The following is an 18,759-nucleotide window of genomic DNA, read 5'->3' on the forward strand; positions in this document are numbered from 1 at the left end:
TATATTTGCTATTATAAAAGCAAAAAATAACTAAATTATAACCAAATCTATCCCGACTTTTTTACTTGTATTTAATTTCAAATATGGGGTAAAATATAAGTGTTAATCAAATAAGAAATAGAGTTAATATATAGATTAATTTTTAATATAGATTAGAATAAGAAAGGCGAATTATGAATTTACATATGGGACTTGATGTAGGGTCTACTACTGTAAAAATTGTCATCACTGATGAGAATTTTAATACCATTCACCAAGTATATAGAAGACACAAATCTGATATCAAAGAAACTGTAAAGGATGTTTTAACTGAGGCTTATGACCAGTTTAAGGATGATTATATAACTATAAATGTAACTGGATCTGGTGGGATGTTCCTAGAAAAATATATGGGCATCAATTTTGTCCAAGAGGTTATTGCAGAAACCGCTGCAATTAGGAAATTTATTCCGGAAACGGATGTGGTTATTGAGCTAGGCGGGGAAGATTCTAAGATTACATACTTATCAGGGTCGGTTGAACAAAGGATGAATTCTATTTGTGCAGGCGGTACTGGTGCGTTTATTGACCAAATGGCAGCACTTTTGGATACTGATGCTTCAGGCCTCAATGATTTAAGCCAAAATTATAAGAAAATCTACCCAATTGCCAGCCGTTGTGGTGTTTTTGCAAAAACTGACATCCAAGCCTTGATGAACCAAGGAGCAAGTCGTGAAGATATTGCAATTTCAGTTTTTCAATCAGTTGTTAACCAAACTATTTCAAATCTTGCCTGCGGGAGACCTATCCGAGGCAATGTTACATTTTTAGGTGGACCACTGCACTTCTTGCCAGCACTTCGTGATAGATTTGTCGAAACCTTAGGTCAAGATGGCAACACTTTCACAACCCCTGAAGATGCCCAACTTTACGTAGCAAAGGGTGCAGCTATCCTTTCAGCTGAGAATGACGATTATGTACTTTACAGTACTTTGATAAAAGAATTAGAAAAAGACGCTCCTGAAGATATGGAAATGACAAAAAAACTCGAACCTTTATTTACAAGTAAAGAAGAGTATGAGAACTTTGTCAAAGACCATAAAACAGATGAAGTAATTTACCAAGATATATCTACATATGAGGGACCTATATATGTCGGCATCGATGCAGGATCCACCACAAGCAAAATGGTGTGGATTACAGAAGATGCACATATTATCCACGAAGATTACAGGATGAACCTAGGTCGTCCTCTTGAAGTAGTTATAAATATGCTAAAAGATGCATATGCTAAGAAAAATCCAAAGGCATACATAGCCTCATCTGGTATTTGCGGTTATGGGGAAGATTTTATAAAAAATGCCCTTCATGTTGACAATGGAGAAGTAGAAACAATTGCCCACTACCGTGCAGCTAAGTTTTTCAATCCAGATGTTGATTTTATTCTAGACATTGGTGGCCAAGATATGAAAGCCATGCATATCCGTGATGGGATTATCGACTCTATCCAACTAAATGAAGCTTGTTCTTCAGGATGTGGGTCATTTTTATCAACCTTTGCAGCAAGTGTAGGTATGTCTGCAGCAGAATTCCAAGAAAAAGCATTATTTTCCAAAGAACCAGCAGATCTTGGTAGCCGCTGTACAGTTTTTATGAACTCAAAGGTAAAACAAGCCCAAAAAGAAGGCTCTGAAGTAGCTGACATTGCAGCAGGTCTTTGCTATTCTGTAATTAAAAATGCTATCCAAAAGGTAATCAAAGTCCGCGATCCGAAATCTCTTGGAGACAATATAGTTGTCCAAGGAGGAACCTTCTACGGTGATGCAATTTTAAGAGCCTTTGAAAATATCACAGGCAGAAAAACAACACGTCCAGAAATTGCAGGACTTATGGGTGCTATGGGTATGGCCCTAATTTCTCGTGATAATTCAACTGGCCAATCAAGCTTATCTGATATTTCAGAACTAGAAAACTTTACTTATGAGCAAAAAAATGCAAGATGTGGTTTGTGCACCAACAATTGTGCTTTAATCATCAATGTTTTCCCAGATGGTACTAGATATGTAACCGGCAATAGGTGTGAACGCGGTGCCGGAGTTAAAAAAGAAGAAACAATGGCAGATTTAAATATGTACAAGTTTAAAAATGACCTGCTATTTAATAGAAAAACTCTGGGAGATGCCGCTCGTATGGGCAAGGTTGGCTTGCCACGCGTATTAAATATGTACGAAGATTATCCATTCTGGCACAAATTCTTTACATCATTAGGTTTTGATGTTGTTTTATCAGGCAAATCAGACAGAGAAATGTATGAAAAAGGGATTTCTTCTATATCTTCAGAAACTGCCTGCTATCCTGCAAAACTTGCCCACGGTCATATAGAAGATTTGGCAGCAAGAGATGATTTGGATTTGATTTTCTATCCAGCAATTTTTTACGAATACAAGCAATTTGACAAGGCCCAAAACCACATGAATTGCCCAGTTGTATCAGGATATCCAGATGTAATAAAAAATAACGTGGAATCCTTAGCTGGCAAAAAATATATGAATCCATATCTTTCACTAGAAAGTGAAAAAATAATTACCAATAGGCTTATTGAAGAATTTGAAGGCTATGATTATAATGGCAACAAGCTTACTAAAAAAGAAATTAAAAACGCAAGTGCGGCAGCTTGGAATGAGCTACAAAATTACCACGATCAAATAAGGATCCGAGGCAAGGAAATAATTGATTATGTAAATACAAATAATCTAAATGCCATTGTCCTTGCTGGTAGACCTTATCATATAGATTCAGAAGTTCACCACGGCATTCCAGAATTAATCGAATCTATGCATATTCCAGTTATTTCTGAAGATGCAGTTGCTTATAATATCGAAGATGTAGATACAAAAGTCCGTGTTCTTGACCAATGGTCATATCACGCAAGACTTTACCGAGCTGCAGAATATGTTGCAGAAAATCCAAACCTACAATTAATCCAATTAAACTCCTTTGGATGTGGCCTTGATGCTGTAACAACTGACCAGGTCCAAGACTTACTTGAAGCTCACGGCAAAATTTATACATTACTTAAAATAGATGAAGTTTCAAATCTTGGTGCAATAAAAATAAGAATCAGGTCTTTACTCCAAGCCCTAAACCAAAAGAAAATGGAGGGCATAGAGTTTAAAAAAGATTTAGACCGCCTAGATTACGAAACTCCAGAATTTACTAAAAAAATGGTAGAAGAAGGCTACACAATTCTCGCCCCACAAATGGCAAGAGAGCATTTTAGAATCCTAGGCCCAGTTTTCCACCACTATGGAATGAATATCGAATTTTTAGATACAGTAAATGACAAAGTCCTTGACCAAGGGTTAAAATATGTAAATAACGACTCCTGCTACCCATCAATTACAGTTGTAGGTCAATTTATGGAAGCAGTAAATTCTGGTAGGTATGACACAGATAAACTTGCAATCGTAATGACCCAAACAGGTGGGGCCTGCAGAGCAAGTAACTATGTTGGTTACATTAGAAAGGGTCTTCGTGATGCTGGATATCCAAATATTCCAGTAATTGCAATATCTGCCCAAGGTATCGAAACAAACTCAGGACTAGATCTTAGAAAACCATCCACAATACCATTTTTAAAAAGAGGAATCAGGGCAATTATTCTTGGAGATTTGATAAATCGAGTTTCCAATGCAACAAGGCCTTATGAAGTGGAAAAAGGTGCAACCGATAGTTTAAAAGAAGAATGGATTAGCCGCTTAGAGACTAGTGCGCCAACTATGAATGATAGAGAGTACAAAAAAGTTGTTAAAGAAATTGTAGATGATTTTGATAATTTACCAGTAAAAGACATCAAAGTTCCAAAAGCGGGTATTGTTGGAGAAATCCTAGTAAAATTCTTGCCAGAAGCCAATAACAACTTACAAAAAGTCCTTGAAGCTGAGGGAGCAGAAGTAATACTTCCAGACCTAACAGACTTTTTTATGTATTGCATGAAAAACTCAGAACTAAAGGCAGAACTTTACGGCAAAAGCAAAATGACTGCAAGTGTTGGAAAAATAGGAATTGCTATTGTCGAACAATACAGAAAACCAGTTAGAAAGGCTCTCCGTGAGTCAAATAAATTTGATGAGCCAGAATACATCGACCAAATTGCAGAATATGCAAAAGATGTGACAAGTCTTGGAAACCAAGCTGGTGAAGGATGGCTACTAGCTGGGGAAATGATAGAGCTAATTCATGCTGATGCACCAAATATTGTCTGCATCCAACCATTTGGTTGTCTTCCAAATCATATAACTGGAAAAGGTGTTATGAAAAAAATTAGAGAAGAATATCCACAGGCAAATATAGTAGCAATCGACTATGACCCAGGAGCAAGCGAGGTAAACCAAATCAACCGTGTAAAACTTATGATGAGTCAGGCCCGCGATGCCTTAAAGCAAAAAGAATTAGCAAAAGAATTATAAGCAAAAAGAGAGATTAAATTCTCTCTTTTCTTATGCTCTTTTTTAATGGGCAAAACTAGGTATAATAGTTTTAATAAGAGAAGAGGTTTTATGAAAGCAAAAAGATTTTTTTTAAGTTTATTAGTTATTCTTTTGGGCTTTTTTGGAACAAAATTTATCCTAGATAGATTAAATGCCAATCAAGCAGACTTAGCCTACAAAGACATACCAAATTATAATGATAATGCAGTAAAAACAGCAGACGGAGAGTACCTTATCCTCTTAGTTGGAGTAGACAAAAATGGGGATGATGATGATAACACTGACTTTACTCGTACAGATACTATCATGCTTTTAAAGGCAGATACAAAAACTGGAAAGATGGATCTTATGAGTATTCCACGTGACAGTAGGATAAAAATCCGCGACAAATTTGATAAGGTAAACCACGCCCATGCCTTTGGTGGTATAGAACTAACCATGCAAACTCTAAGAAGTTTTTTAGGTCTGGATATAGATTATTATGTGCAAATAAATTATCAAGCACTGATAAATATCGTTGATGCCCTAGGAGGGGTTGATTATGATGTGCCGGAAGGAATTACCATTGATAAGGGTAAGGTGCAAATTAAACCAGGTCCAAATCATTTGGATGGTAATGAAGTAATGTGGTTTTTAAGAACCAGAAATATCTATAATAACGGAGACATAGGTAGGGTAAATACCCAACAAGGATTTGTAAAGGCTATGGTAGATGAAATGGTTAAAAAATCAAAAAATATGAATTTGATGACCTTTATTACCAACTACCTAAAATATGTAAAAACAAATCTTCCAATGACAGCTATTATGGATTTAGCAGGAAATATAAATAATTTTTCATCAGATAAGATGGACACCCACATAGTACCAGGTATGGAACAAACCATAGATGGAACTAGCTATTACATCCCAGATTTTGAAAAAACTTGGAAGATAGTCGATGAGGTTTTCCCAAGCTTTAAGCTAGAAAATTGGAAAAAAGAAGACTCTGGCTATCAGGAATATGAACATTACGATGAAATAAAAGATGAGTCGACCGATAGGGGACTTGAGGATGAGAAAAAACAAGAAGAAGAAAATAACCAAGCTCCACTTCCTCAAACCAAGACCATACAAGAGAATCCAGTAAATCAAAAGCAAAATTTAAACACTGGTCAAAATTACAATACTCAAGAAGAAGAAACCTATACCGAAACAATAACAACAACTACAACGACCACTACAACAAGCAGCCCTGACATGGTAGAAGAATCGCTAAATTCAGAAGTAAGAGAGGATAATGCTGATGAATAGTCAAAGACGTGAAAGAAAAGATGCTCATATCGAAAATTATTTAAAAAGCAAATACAGAGGATCCACTCTTTTAGAAGATGTATACATCGAACACAATGCAACTTCTGATGTTTCCCTTGATGAGATTGATACCAGCATAGAATTTATGGGCAAAAAAATTGCCATGCCCCTAATGGTAGATGCCATGACAGGTGGAGGATCTGCATCTGCAAATATAAATGAAGACCTATCATCCATTTGTGAATCGATAAATATACCAATGGCAGTTGGTAGCGAATCAATTGCTATAAGTGATGAAGAGTCCCGTGATTCCTTTGAACTTGTAAAGTACAAGGAAGATTTATTTAGGATTGGTAATCTTGGTTTTGAACGTGAATACGAAGATTTTGTCTTTGCAAGAGATTTAATCGATGCCCATGCCATGCAAGTGCATTTAAACCTTGCCCAAGAGCTTGTGATGAAAGAGGGAGACAACTCCTACCACTCATCCCTTGATTTGATAGAAAATCTTATTCAGAATTTTTCATATCCAATAATTGTAAAAGAAACTGGATCTGGAATTTCAAAATCAGTTGCCCAAAAATTAGTAAATGTAGGTGTAAAATACATCGACGTTGCTGGTAAGGGTGGGACTAATTTCATAGAAATCGAAGATTTAAGAGACTTTGAAGCAGATTACTCAGACCTTTATAATTGGGGAATCCCAACTGCAAAATCAATTATTGATGTAAGAAGTGTTTCGGATGGTAGCTTTATTATAGCATCAGGCGGGATAAGAAATGCTATGGATATTGTAAAATCAATAATAATTGGTGCTGACATGGCGGCAATGAGTGGTGAAGTGTTAAGCTATCTTCTCCATGGTGGTTATGAAGCTTGCGAAAACTTCCTAAAAGAAATAAATCTAAAAATCAAAATAATTATGGCCCTTCTTGGAGTTAGGAGCATTGATGAGCTTAAAAAGGTTGATTATAAGCTAACAGGAGAGCTAAAAGAACTTGTTGAAGGCTAGGTAATGCTAGCCTTTTTTGGTATAAAATATTGATTTTTTAGGATTTTTGTTAGATAATTGAGGTGAAGAAAAAGAAAGGCGGAAAGTATGCTTGAAAATGACTTAGTAATTGCCCTTAGTTTTGTATTGGCAGTTATTTCTGTAATCTCAATACTTTTTACAGAGAAAAAGGTTTTCTTTGGTATATTATCACTGCTATTATTTGGATTTTTTTACTACCAAAACACCATTTATAATGTAGCTGATAATATGACGATATTGACATTTGTGATGGGAATTACCCTACTTGCCATAGAAATTTTCATTCCAAGTTTTGGGGTAATTGGCATAGCTGGTTTGATTTTAACCATGTATTCAGTAATGGATAGTTTTGCTAGTACGCAAATGGGTTTTTTAATCCTAATAGTAAGTGCCATTGCAATAATTCTTACAGTAACTGTATATGTAAAATTGGGCTTTGATAGAAATCTTTTTGATAGATTCATCCTAAAAAACACAAATTCATCTGAAAGAGGTTACAACAGCAAAAGTAACCATAGTATCTTGCTTGGCAAAAGTGGGGTTACAAAAACTATTTTAAGGCCGACAGGTAGAATTGAAGTAGAGGGAAATGCCTATGATGCAAAATCTGATAGTGATTTTATAGGCAAGGACAGAGAAGTAGAAGTAGTTGCCATAAAAGATGGACACATAATTGTAAAGGAGAAAGTATGGAATTCTTAGCACCAGCAATAATTATAATTGTACTTATAGTATTTTTCACAATGGTTCCGATAGGACTTTGGATAACAGCGAGATTTTCTGGAGTAAATATCTCAATGGCATCCCTAGTTGCTATGCGTTTTAGAAGACTAAATCCAAATGTAATAGTAAATGCCCTTATCAAATCCCACCAAGCAGGCATTCCAATTAGAACAGAAGACTTAGAAAGCCACTACCTTGCAGGTGGTAATATCAACCAAGTTGTCGATGCATTAATTGCAGCAGAAAGAGCAAATATTGACCTTCCTTTTGAACAAGCAGCAGCAATTGACCTTGCAGGACGTAATGTTTTTGAAGCTGTACAAGTTTCTGTAACACCAAAAGTAATCAATACACCAGTAATTGCAGCAGTTGCAAAAAATGGTATCGAAGTAAAGGTTATTGCAAAAGTAACAGTAAGAGCAAATATAGATAGATTAGTAGGTGGGGCAGGAGAAGAAACAATTATTGCCAGAGTTGGTGAAGGTATTGTAACTACAGTAGGTTCAGCTGATTCCCACGCCCAAGTCCTAGAAAATCCAGACAATATTTCTCAAACAGTTTTACTAAAAGGACTTGATAGCGGAACAGCCTATGAGATTTTATCAATAGATATAGCTGATGTGGACGTAGGACGTAACGTTGGTGCAGAGCTTCAACGTGACCAAGCAGAAGCAGATAAAAATATTGCCCAAGCAAAAGCAGAAGAACGTCGTGCCCAAGCTATTGCCCTAGAACAAGAAAACAAGGCAAAAGTAGTAGAAGCAGAAGCAAGAATCCCAGAAGCTATTGCCGAAGCATTTGAAAACGGCAATCTTGGAATAATGGACTATTATAATATGAGAAATATCAACGCAGATACAAAAATGCGCGAAAGCCTATCAGATGTAGATGCGGGTGATTACGATGTTTAATAATAATAAGAATAAAAAAACCACTTATCAGTCCTTTGATTCTTGGATAAATACAGCAAAAAATTCTATAAATGAACTTATAGAAGAAGCTGAAAGAGAAATCGAAGAAGAAGAAAAAAAGAAAAAACAAAGCTTTGAGCCTAGCAAAAAACCAACGGTTTTTAGAAAATTTTCTGATAACAAAGAAGTAAAAGAATTATATCCAAGAAATAAGAATAAAAACGTAATGGATAAAAGATCTCACGAGGGAAAAGTAAATTCCAAGGGTAGCATCAGTGGTAGGACTATGATGGGATCTGAGGGAGATCCAGTAAATCCAGACTTACGCAGAAGGCTTGAAGAAAAAAAGGCTAGAGAGCTTAGAGAAAAAAGAAAAGAAAAAATATACAAAAAAGATGCAAATTATAAGAGAAAAAGTGTAAGAGAAGCCGAAAAACACGAAATAATCGAGTCTTACCAAAAAACTCTTAAAAATAAAGCGAATTTTAGAAAAGCAATCATAATGTCAGAAATATTGGCCCCTCCTTTGGCTAAGAGAAAAAAATTCTAAAAAAGGTATAATAAATACACACAAAAACAATCGGAGGGATTGATATTAATAGAACTATAGCAATTAATAATCCAAATAATGTAAGAATTTTATTTGGGAATTTTGACAAGAATAGAAAATATATAGAAGAACGCTTCAATACCAAAATCAAACTAAAAGAAGATGGCCTACAAGTAAGTGGTGAGGGTATAAATACCGAATTTGCCAAAGAACTTCTTATAGAGCTATTAAATGAAGTTGATAAGAATGGTAGTCTTGAATTTCAAAAAATAAAATACTATGCAGATATGCTAGAGCGTGAAAATAAGGATGTCATCAAACAAGCCCTTGATGATGCAGTTATATCAACCGCTACCGGCAAAGCAATCAAACCTAAAACACTTGGACAACAAGCCTATATTGAAAAAATAAAGAATAATGATGTAGTTTTTGGTATTGGACCAGCAGGTACTGGTAAAACTTATCTAGCAGTTGCCATGGCAGTAAGAAGCTTTAAACAAGGCGAAGTAAATAGAATTATCCTAACTCGACCAGCAGTAGAAGCTGGAGAAAGTCTAGGATTTTTGCCAGGAGATTTGCAAGATAAGGTAGATCCATATTTGCGTCCTTTATATGATGGACTTTTTGAAATATTAGGTTTTGAAACCTACCAAGGATTAGTAGAAAAAGGCCTTATTGAAGTAGCACCCCTAGCTTATATGAGGGGGCGTACCTTGGATAATGCTTTTGTAATCCTAGATGAAGCGCAAAACACAACTAGTGAGCAGATGAAAATGTTCCTAACCCGCCTAGGCTACGGTTCAAAGGCAATTATTACTGGGGATAAGACCCAAGTTGACCTACCACGTGGCAAAAATAGTGGGCTAAGAACAGCAGAACGCATCTTAAAAGATGTAAAGGGCATTGAATTTCAAAATTTCACATCGGTAGATGTTGTAAGGCACCCACTTGTTCAAAGAATTATCGATGCTTACGACAAAGAAGATGCTAAAAATGAAGCTCAAAGAGAAGAAAAACAAGAAAAAAAGCTTGATGATAAGCAAATTTAAGGAAAATATATGAATCTTATTATCTCAAATGAAACAAATGAAAAAATTGACATGGATGAAAAGCTAAAAAGCGTTGTAAAAACAGTCCTGGAAACAGAAGGACTGCCATTGGAATACGAAGTTTCCATTACTTTTGTAGATATAGATGAGATTCACAAATTAAATAAAGAATTTAGGAATGTAGATAGGCCAACTGATGTCCTATCTTTTCCTATGGATGAGGACTTTTCTATCGAGGGTGTAGATACAATGCTAGGTGATATTGTAATTTCTATGGATATAGCAAAAGATCAGGCAAAAGACTTTGGCCATTCTCTTGACCGTGAGATTATGTATCTAACAGCCCATTCTATGCTCCATTTACTAGGATATGACCATATGGATGAGGCGGAAAAAATAGAAATGCGCGCCCGCGAGAAGGAAGTTATGAAAATATTAGGGGTCTTTAAAAATGACTGAAAAAAACGAAAGAGATGCCCTTAAAGAAGAAATAAAAAAAGAAGTCCTAGAGGACTGGAAAAAAGAGCAAGAACGCAAGGAAGCAGCTGATCAAAAACTAAATGACCGCAATTTTGAAAAAGAAGAGCTTTCCCACGGGCAAAAATTTTTAAAGGGCTTTGACTACGCCTATGAAGGTTTGGTTTGGGCCATAAATCACGAAAAAAACATGAAATTTCACTTGCTCGCCCTAGCGATTTTGCTAGTTGCTTCTTTGTTTTTTAACCTGTCTAGGGTTGAGATGATCACACTTGTTTTTGCTGTTTGCTTTGTGTTGGGATTTGAATTATTAAACACTGCTATCGAGCAGGCGGTAAATCTAGCCAGTGGTGGCAAATATTCTCCATTTGCTAAAGCCAGCAAGGATTTGTCAGCAGCGGCAGTTTTTATTGCAGCTTTAAATGCGCTTTTTGTTGCTTATCTGATATTTTTTGATAAATTTATTGATTTTTATAACTCGGTTATAGTAAGAATTACCAGACAACCGTCACATTTGGCAGTCATTACCCTTTCTTTGGTAATAGTAGTTACAATTTTTTTAAAGGGTATTTTTTATGAGGGCCACGGTACAGCCTTTAAGGGTGGATTTGTTAGCGGTCATACATCTTTAGGCTTTTGCATTGCAAGTATTGGTATTATGCAAAGCACAAGCCCCCTTGTAAAACTTTTATTTTTAGGACTTGCAATAATTATTGCAGAAAGCAGGTATGAGGCAAATATACACTCCATGCCAGAAATTATTAGAGGAGCCATCCTTGGAGCATCCATGGCCATGGCTATATTTGGGATATTTTCATGAAAGAAATAGAAAATTTAATTGAAATAGCAATAGAAAATAAGAAAAATTCGTACTCACCTTATTCAAATTTTAGGGTATCCTCGGTTGTAAAAACAAAGTCTGGGGCCATTTATAAGGGAGTAAATATTGAAAATGCAGCTTATTCTCCTTGCCTTTGTGCAGAAAGGTCAGCCATGAGTTCTGCCATTAGCGAGGGAGAAAAAGATTTTGTATACATAGTGATAACCGGCGACAGTCACGACACTTTCCCTTGTGGGGTGTGCAGGCAATTTATAAAAGAATTCGCCGATGATGGTACCAAAATTGTGATAGCAAATAGCCTTAACGATTACAATATTTTTACCATAGATGAGCTTTTGCCACACAGTTTTTCAAGTAAGGATTTAGAAAATAAATGAAATCAGGATTTATATCAGTAGTTGGCAGGGCAAATGTTGGCAAATCAACTCTTATGGAAAAGATTTTAAGGGAAAAAATCTCAATCATATCCAACAAACCCCAAACAACCAGGGATAAAATACAAATAATATATAACGATGAGGATAGCCAAATAATTTTTATAGACACTCCAGGCATCCAAACTCCACAAAACAAACTTCAAGAAAAACTTTTTGAATTTAGTGAGGAGTCATTAAAAGAGTCTGACATTGTCACCTTCATAGTCGACAACTCCCTAGAAATAGGCAGGCTTGATAGCGAAATAATTGAAATGCTAAAACGCATCCATGTTCCAAAAATTTTGCTTATTAACAAAACAGATTTGCTAAGCGAAAGTGAATTTGAACAGATAAAAAATAAATTTGAAGACATGCAAATGTTTGAGCATATTATTGGTATTTCCGCCCTAGAAGATAAAAATATTGACCAATATATAGAAACTATAAAAGAAATGTTAGACGAGGGTCCAGCTTATTATGATAGGGATATGATCACTGATAAGTCAGAGAGATTTATCGTTTCAGAAATCATCCGTGAAAAGGCCCTAAACAATTTAAACAAAGAAGTTCCACATGGCATTGCTGTAAGAATTGATAATTTTAAACAAAGGGATAATAAAAACCTTATCGATATAGATGCAACTATCATTGTTGAGAAAAACTCCCACAAGGAAATTGTAATAGGCAAGGGCGGATCTATGGTCAAGCAAATTGGCATGGAGGCCCGCAAAGAAATCGAAGTTTTTTTAGATAGCAAGGTCAATTTAAAACTTTGGGTAAAAGTCGAAAAAGACTGGCGCAAAAAAGAAAAGTTGGTGGACAGGTTTGGCTACAAATGATCTTTCTGATGTGACAGGTTTTGTCCTAAGAGAATTTCCCTACAAGGAAACTAGCAAAATCATCGAAGTTTTTACCAAGGACTTTGGGAGAATTTCCATAATTGCTAAGGGGACTATGAACAAAAAGTCAAAAACTCTGGGAGTTACCCAAAGATTTGTAAAAGCTTCCTACAATCTATACAAATCTGGCAAAGAATTTTATGGTATAAAAGAAGCAAGCCTTATAAAATCATATTCCAAATCAAATAAAAATTTTGATGTGATTTTATATAAATCTGCAATTTGCGATTTACTTTTAAGAACTTATGATCAGATCCAAATTGATGTGGTCTACAAATTAGTTGAAAATACTTTTGATGCCTTTGAAAATGCAGCAAACAATCAAATAAATATTTTTTTGGCATTTTTATTAAAATACATTTCATTTTCAGGTTTTAAACCAAATTTGAGTACTTGCGGTGTTTGTGGTAAAAAAGTTATTAGCGACGAAGTTTTTTTCTCAGAAAGCCAATCATCTTTAATTTGTGAGGATGATAAGTATATGATCCGCGATAGGATTTTCCTAGACAAAGAAGAATTTGCCTATCTTAAGGGTCTTTTGTACACAAAGTCAGAAGATTTAGAAAATTTAAATCCACCCGAAAATCAAAGTAAAATTATAAGATTAATTATTAACTACACCTTTGATAAGCTAGAAATTAATAGATTTTCTTCCATAGAATGGGTGTTAAAAAAAGCTAACGAAAGGAATTAGTATGTATTTTGAAGATTTAATACTAACTTTAGAAGATTACTGGAAAGAGCAGGGATGCTCTGTAATGTTTTCTTACGATACAGAAAAAGGTGCTGGAACTATGAATCCTCACACTTTTTTAAGAGCCCTTGGACCAGAACCATGGTCAGTGGTTTATGTTGAACCATCTAGACGTCCTGCAGATGGCCGTTATGGCGAAAATCCAAACAGACTTTACCAACACCATCAGTTGCAAGTTTTACTAAAACCAAGCCCAGACAATATCCAAGATATTTATCTAAAATGCCTGGAAAGGATTGGAATTAACCCAAAAGAACATGATATTCGTTTTGTAGAAGACAACTGGGAATCACCAACCCTTGGAGCATGGGGTCTTGGTTGGGAAGTTTGGCTTGATGGGATGGAAATCACCCAATTTACTTATTTTCAACAAGTAGGTGGTATAAACTGCGAGATTGAAAGTGGAGAGATTACAATCGGTCTTGAAAGAATTTGTATGTATCTTCAAGATGTGGACAATGTTTATGACATCAAATGGTCAGAGCATTTGACCTATGGAGATGTATTTAAGCTAGCAGAATACGAAAATTCCAAATTTTCCTTTGAAGATGCTGACAATGATGTTTTGATGAATTTATTTGATATTTACGAAAAAGAAGCAAATAGACTAATAGACCTAGATTTAGTTTACCCAGCCTATGACAATGTACTAAAGACAAGCCATACCTTTAACGTCCTTGATGCCAAGGGGGCTATTTCTGTATCAGAACGTAGCCACTACATCAAAAGAGTACGTGATGTAAGCTCAAAAGTAGCTGAAAAATATATTGCAAAAAGAGAAGAGCAAGGATTCCCTCTTCTAAGAAAGGATAATGATGAGTAGATACTTATTAGAAATCGGTGTAGAAGAGATACCTTCAGATTATATAGAATCGACTAAAAAACAACTAAAAGAAAAATTCCAAAAATTAATTGATGACAATAAATTAACAGTAGATGAAATCAGAGTAGAATCAACACCTAGAAGATTTGCAATCTTTTTAGAAAATGTAAATTCTAATCAAACTGATGTAACAATTTGTGTCAAAGGACCAAGTGCTGCCATTGCCTATGATGAAGATGGCAATCCAAATAAGCCACTTTTAGGATTTTTAAAGGGCCAAGGAGCAGAACTTTCTGATGTAGTTATCAAAGATTTAAATGGATCTGACTATGTTTATATAGAAAAAAAAGAAGAAAGCAAATCCCTTGTCCAAGTTTTAAAAGAAAATGTATATGATTTAGTAAAATCTATCAATTTCAAACGCTCCATGCGCTGGGGAGGCAAATCTATCCGTTGGGCTAGGCCTATAAGATATTTTGTTTCTATTTTGGATGATAAAATTCTAGATTTTGATGCAGAAGGCATAACAGTTTCAAATGTAACCCGTGGTCATAGAACACTGGGCAATGATAAAATAGTTATTAATTCTATTGATGAATACGAAAAACTTTTAAAAGAAAATTTTGTCATCCTTCCATACAAAGACCGTCGTGATATTATTATCCGTGGCCTAAATAAAATAAATATGGAGAAGGGTGGGGAATACATGCATGATGATGATTTGCTAGATGAAGTAATCAACATCGTTGAATATCCAACAGTTCTTGCCGGAGATATTGATACAAAATATTTGGAATTGCCAAAAGAAGTTATCATTACTCCTATGAAAGACCACCAAAGATATTTCCCAGTTTTAGATGAAAATGACAATTTACTGCCATATTTCCTATTGGTTCGCAATGGGGATGGCAATCACGGAGAAAATGTAGTTTCTGGTAACAAAAAAGTTCTAGTAGCAAGACTAGAAGATGCTAAGTTCTTCTATGAAATTGATACTGCAAAGAAATTAGAAGACTATGTAGAAGAATTAAAATCACTTACATTCTTTGAAGGTCTTGGTTCCATGTATCAGAAAACTCAAAGATTAGTTGATCTAAGCGAAAAATACCAACAAGACTTAAATCTTGGAGAAGATATAAAAGAAGATTTAAAACGTGCAGCCTATCTTTCAAAAGCAGATCTAGTTACAAAAATGGTAATCGAATTTACAGAACTTCAAGGAACTATGGGCAAAATTTATGCCTTAAACTCTGGGGAAAATGAGAGAGTAGCAAATGCCATTGAAGAACAATATATGCCAAGATCAGCTGGAGGTGCACTTCCAAAGACAATTACAGGCATAGTTTTATCAATTGCTGATAAAATTGACTCAATAGTTGGTCTTTATGCTATCGAAAAATATGTAACAGGTAGCCAAGACCCATTTGCCTTGCGTCGTTCTGCCCTAGGACTTATCAATATAATCTTACAAAACAACATTGACGTTGATTTAAAAGTATTGATAAATGATGCCTTAATCGCTTATACAGAAGAAAATGAATTACCATTTGACTATGATCTTACAATGGAGAAAACTCTAGAATTTATCAAGGATAGGCTAAAAAATATGCTAATCGATGATGGATTTAGATATGATATTGTAAATTCTGTAATAAATGGTGATGATACAAATATTTTAAGAATTTATCAAAAAGTCCAAGCTGTAAGCGAACTTTTAGAAGAAGATGAAGACTGCCTAAGCTACTTTAATAGGATAAATAACCTTGCCAAGGAAGATATTTCAGCAGATATTAGCAAGGATTTATTCGAAAATGACCTAGAAAAAAGCTTTTATGATGAAATCAGAAGCTTAGGCGACAGGGCCTTCCAATCAAGCGAAGACTACAAAAATGAATTAAAAAGTGTGGCTCAAACTTCAAAGGTGGGTAATGAATATCTAGATAATACTATGATAAATGTTGAAGATGAGGCAGTAAAAAATAATAGACTTTCAATGTTAAATGCCCTATCAAAAAGAATCAGAAAAGTATTTGATGTTAGCCAAATAGTTAAGTAAAAGGAAGAAATATGGATGACGCATTAACTATATTTATAATCAGTGACTCGACTGGGGAAACTGCCCAGACCTATCTAAAATCAGTTACAACTCAATTTCCTGATTTAAAAACTAGTGTAAAAAGAAGATCTGAAATCAAAACAAAAGAAGAAATCGATGAGGTTTTTGAGGAAATAACTGAATATTCAATAATCGTACCAACCATGGCTGACAAAGATTTAGCAAATTACATTTGTGAAAAGGCAGCTGATAAAAATATAGAAGTGCTAGCTATCCTAGAAGAAGGCATTAAGGCCGTTGAAAAAGTCACTGGACAAAAGGCAGTTAGGCAGGTAGGACTTACTAGGGCCCTATCTAAAGACTATTTTTCTATGATCGAAGCCATAGAATTTGCCATCCAATACGATGATGGCAAGGATCCTAGAGGATTTTTAAAATCTGACATAGTCTTGCTTGGAGTTAGCAGGACTAGCAAAACTCCTACAACTATGATTCTAGCAACCAAAAATTATAAGGTGAGCAATTTGCCCCTAGTGCCAGAATCTAGACTGCCAAATGAAATTTTTGATGTGGATTCAGATAGGCTGATTGGTCTGATAATAGACCCAGAAAAACTAGTAAATATCAGAGAAGATCGCTCAAAAGAACTAGGTTTTGAGGGCCAATCAAAATATTCCAAGGAAAACCGCATCCAAGATGAGCTAAATTATGCAAAAGAAGTCTTCAAAGACCTAGATTGCAAGGTTATAGATGTGACAAACAATACTATTGAGCAGACAGCAACCCAAATTGTAGAATATTACAAATCCAAATTTGGAGAAGAAAAATAAAAGGGAGAGATGATGAGTTTAAACAAAATTTTTGTACTAAACTTTGGTGGTCAAACCGACCAACTTATCGTAAGACGCGTGCGTGAACTAGGTGTTTACGCAGAGCTTCATCCTTGCGATGTTGACCTTGACACACTTGATTTAGATGGACTTGCGGGAATTATCCTTACAGGCGGTCCACAATCTGTAAATGATGAAAATTCTTTAAAAACAGACAGCAAATTATTTGACCTAGGAGTACCAATTTTAGGTATTTGCTATGGTTTGCAATACATCAACCAATATTATGGTGGTGAAATAGAAACACCAAAAAACGGTGAGTACGGAAAAACACCACTATTAGTAGATAATAAAAGCGAAATATTTAAAAATGTACCACAAGAATCCACAATTTGGATGAACCACAGAGACAGAGTAAGCAAAATAGCTGATGGATTTAAGAAAACTGCATGGACCCTTAACTGCCCAGTAGCAGGTATGGAAAATAAAGAAAAAAATATTTACGCAGTACAATTCCACCCAGAAGTAGTTCACTCAGAATACGGTAAAGAAATGCTAGAAAGCTTTGTAATAGACATCTGTCATGCAGAAAAAACATGGAAAATGGATGACTTTGCAGAAAAAATCATAGCAGACATCAAAGAAAAATATGCTGGCGAAAAAATGATTTGCGCACTTTCTGGTGGAGTAGACTCATCTGTAGCAGCAACTATTGTTTCAAAAGCAATCGGTGATAATCTTCAATGTATATTTGTAGACCACGGTCTCCTTCGTAAAAACGAAGCAGATGAAGTTATGGAAACCTACAGAAACTTAGGATTAAATGTCAAAAAAGTAGACGCAAGTGCAGAATTTTTAGAAAAACTCAAAGGCGTAGAAGATCCAGAAACAAAAAGAAAAATCATTGGTAACCACTTTATAGAAGTATTCGAACGCGAGGCCAAAGAATTTGGCCAAGCAAAATACCTAGTCCAAGGAACAATCTATCCAGATGTAATCGAATCAGGAAAAGATAAGGCAAGTGTAATCAAATCTCACCACAATGTAGGTGGTTTGCCAGAAGATATGCTATTTGAAGGACTGGTAGAACCATTGCGCGATTTATTCAAAGATGAAGTAAGAGAACTAGGAGAAGCAATAGGCGTGCCACACGATATGGTATGGCGCCAACCATTCCCAGGACCAGGATTAGCTATAAGAGTAATAGGAGAAATTACAGAAAAAAGACTAGAAATAGTAAGAGAAACAGATGCAATCCTAAGAGAAGAAGTAAAAAACACAGGACTTAACGAAGACATCTGGCAATACTTCACAGTATGGACTCCAATTAAAACAGTAGGGGTAAAAGGAGATGCCAGAGTATACGAAAACGTAGTAGCAATCAGAGCAGTAGAAACCACAGACGCAATGAGCGTAGAAGCAGCAGAACTACCATTTGAGCTACTACAAACATTATCAAGCAGAATGATAAACGAAGTAGCTGGTGTTGGTAGAGTAGTGTATGATATAACATCTAAACCACCTGGGACTATTGAATGGGAATAAAAGTATAATATGACTAGGTGGGGGAATGCCATTTTTCAACGGTTTAAACAAACATAAAACTACTTAAAACCATATAAATTTATCTTATTC

General features: G+C 35.3%; 16 protein-coding genes. All 16 read left to right on the forward strand.

Features of this window, described 5'->3' with window-relative positions:
- Positions 1–173 precede the first annotated feature (173 nt).
- Positions 174–4,448 carry a 2-hydroxyacyl-CoA dehydratase gene (locus OC526_RS01455; RefSeq protein ID WP_262121594.1) on the forward strand — a complete coding sequence of 1,425 codons (4,275 nt, stop codon included), beginning with the start codon at positions 174–176 and terminating at the stop codon, positions 4,446–4,448.
- Between the two features lie 90 nt (positions 4,449–4,538).
- Positions 4,539–5,762 carry an LCP family protein gene (locus OC526_RS01460; RefSeq protein WP_262121596.1) on the forward strand — a complete coding sequence of 408 codons (1,224 nt, stop codon included), beginning with the start codon at positions 4,539–4,541 and terminating at the stop codon, positions 5,760–5,762.
- Positions 5,755–6,774 carry a type 2 isopentenyl-diphosphate Delta-isomerase gene (gene fni, locus OC526_RS01465; protein ID WP_262121966.1) on the forward strand — a complete coding sequence of 340 codons (1,020 nt, stop codon included), beginning with the start codon at positions 5,755–5,757 and terminating at the stop codon, positions 6,772–6,774. The genes OC526_RS01460 and fni overlap by 8 nt, the downstream gene beginning before the upstream one ends.
- An 87-nt stretch (positions 6,775–6,861) precedes the next feature.
- Entirely contained in the window at positions 6,862–7,497 is a 636-nt protein-coding gene (locus OC526_RS01470) for an NfeD family protein (RefSeq protein ID WP_262121598.1), read from the forward strand.
- Complete coding sequence (gene floA / locus OC526_RS01475) at positions 7,485–8,429, forward strand: flotillin-like protein FloA (protein WP_262121601.1); 945 nt, start codon at positions 7,485–7,487, stop codon at positions 8,427–8,429. Before OC526_RS01470 ends, floA begins: the two co-directional genes overlap by 13 nt.
- Positions 8,422–8,979 carry a hypothetical protein gene (locus OC526_RS01480; RefSeq protein WP_262121603.1) on the forward strand — a complete coding sequence of 186 codons (558 nt, stop codon included), beginning with the start codon at positions 8,422–8,424 and terminating at the stop codon, positions 8,977–8,979. Before floA ends, OC526_RS01480 begins: the two co-directional genes overlap by 8 nt.
- An 86-nt stretch (positions 8,980–9,065) precedes the next feature.
- Positions 9,066–10,028 carry a PhoH family protein gene (locus tag OC526_RS01485; protein ID WP_262121967.1) on the forward strand — a complete coding sequence of 321 codons (963 nt, stop codon included), beginning with the start codon at positions 9,066–9,068 and terminating at the stop codon, positions 10,026–10,028.
- 9 nt (positions 10,029–10,037) lie between these two features.
- A complete protein-coding gene (gene ybeY / locus OC526_RS01490) occupies positions 10,038–10,487 on the forward strand; it encodes an rRNA maturation RNase YbeY (protein ID WP_262121605.1) in 450 nt (149 codons plus the stop codon).
- On the forward strand, positions 10,480–11,325 hold the full coding sequence (locus OC526_RS01495; RefSeq protein ID WP_262121608.1) for a diacylglycerol kinase: 846 nt from the start codon (positions 10,480–10,482) through the stop codon (positions 11,323–11,325). The genes ybeY and OC526_RS01495 overlap by 8 nt, the downstream gene beginning before the upstream one ends.
- Positions 11,322–11,723, forward strand: a complete 402-nt coding sequence (cdd, locus tag OC526_RS01500; protein WP_262121610.1) for a cytidine deaminase — start codon at positions 11,322–11,324, stop codon at positions 11,721–11,723. The genes OC526_RS01495 and cdd overlap by 4 nt, the downstream gene beginning before the upstream one ends.
- Positions 11,720–12,601 carry a GTPase Era gene (gene era, locus OC526_RS01505; protein ID WP_262121613.1) on the forward strand — a complete coding sequence of 294 codons (882 nt, stop codon included), beginning with the start codon at positions 11,720–11,722 and terminating at the stop codon, positions 12,599–12,601. Before cdd ends, era begins: the two co-directional genes overlap by 4 nt.
- Positions 12,588–13,355 (forward strand): DNA repair protein RecO, encoded by a 768-nt coding sequence (gene recO / locus OC526_RS01510; RefSeq protein ID WP_262121615.1) that lies wholly within the window; start codon positions 12,588–12,590, stop codon positions 13,353–13,355. Before era ends, recO begins: the two co-directional genes overlap by 14 nt.
- Position 13,356: 1 nt before the next feature.
- Entirely contained in the window at positions 13,357–14,238 is an 882-nt protein-coding gene (glyQ, locus tag OC526_RS01515; RefSeq protein ID WP_262121617.1) for a glycine--tRNA ligase subunit alpha, read from the forward strand.
- Positions 14,231–16,294 carry a glycine--tRNA ligase subunit beta gene (gene glyS / locus OC526_RS01520; protein ID WP_262121621.1) on the forward strand — a complete coding sequence of 688 codons (2,064 nt, stop codon included), beginning with the start codon at positions 14,231–14,233 and terminating at the stop codon, positions 16,292–16,294. Before glyQ ends, glyS begins: the two co-directional genes overlap by 8 nt.
- A gap of 11 nt (positions 16,295–16,305) precedes the next feature.
- On the forward strand, positions 16,306–17,124 hold the full coding sequence (locus OC526_RS01525) for a pyruvate, water dikinase regulatory protein (protein WP_262121623.1): 819 nt from the start codon (positions 16,306–16,308) through the stop codon (positions 17,122–17,124).
- Positions 17,125–17,136: 12 nt separating this feature from the next.
- Positions 17,137–18,669, forward strand: coding sequence for a glutamine-hydrolyzing GMP synthase (gene guaA / locus OC526_RS01530; protein WP_410050263.1), 1,533 nt, complete (start codon positions 17,137–17,139; stop codon positions 18,667–18,669).
- Positions 18,670–18,759 lie beyond the last annotated feature (90 nt).

It is taken from the genome of Anaerococcus sp. Marseille-Q5996, from assembly GCF_946893725.1.
Taxonomy (GTDB): Bacteria; Bacillota; Clostridia; order Tissierellales; family Peptoniphilaceae; genus Anaerococcus; species Anaerococcus martiniensis.

Bases quoted from the DNA above. Each gene is read 5' to 3' on its own strand.
- OC526_RS01455 (WP_262121594.1), top strand. From the start codon at position 174: ATGAATTTACATATGGGACTTGATGTAGGGTCTACTACTGTAAAAATT.
- OC526_RS01460 (WP_262121596.1), top strand. From the start codon at position 4,539: ATGAAAGCAAAAAGATTTTTTTTAAGTTTATTAGTTATTCTTTTGGGC.
- fni (WP_262121966.1), top strand. From the start codon at position 5,755: ATGAATAGTCAAAGACGTGAAAGAAAAGATGCTCATATCGAAAATTAT.
- OC526_RS01470 (WP_262121598.1), top strand. From the start codon at position 6,862: ATGCTTGAAAATGACTTAGTAATTGCCCTTAGTTTTGTATTGGCAGTT.
- floA (WP_262121601.1), top strand. From the start codon at position 7,485: ATGGAATTCTTAGCACCAGCAATAATTATAATTGTACTTATAGTATTT.
- OC526_RS01480 (WP_262121603.1), top strand. From the start codon at position 8,422: ATGTTTAATAATAATAAGAATAAAAAAACCACTTATCAGTCCTTTGAT.
- ybeY (WP_262121605.1), top strand. From the start codon at position 10,038: ATGAATCTTATTATCTCAAATGAAACAAATGAAAAAATTGACATGGAT.
- OC526_RS01495 (WP_262121608.1), top strand. From the start codon at position 10,480: ATGACTGAAAAAAACGAAAGAGATGCCCTTAAAGAAGAAATAAAAAAA.
- cdd (WP_262121610.1), top strand. From the start codon at position 11,322: ATGAAAGAAATAGAAAATTTAATTGAAATAGCAATAGAAAATAAGAAA.
- era (WP_262121613.1), top strand. From the start codon at position 11,720: ATGAAATCAGGATTTATATCAGTAGTTGGCAGGGCAAATGTTGGCAAA.
- glyQ (WP_262121617.1), top strand. From the start codon at position 13,357: ATGTATTTTGAAGATTTAATACTAACTTTAGAAGATTACTGGAAAGAG.
- glyS (WP_262121621.1), top strand. From the start codon at position 14,231: ATGAGTAGATACTTATTAGAAATCGGTGTAGAAGAGATACCTTCAGAT.
- OC526_RS01525 (WP_262121623.1), top strand. From the start codon at position 16,306: ATGGATGACGCATTAACTATATTTATAATCAGTGACTCGACTGGGGAA.
- guaA (WP_410050263.1), top strand. From the start codon at position 17,137: ATGAGTTTAAACAAAATTTTTGTACTAAACTTTGGTGGTCAAACCGAC.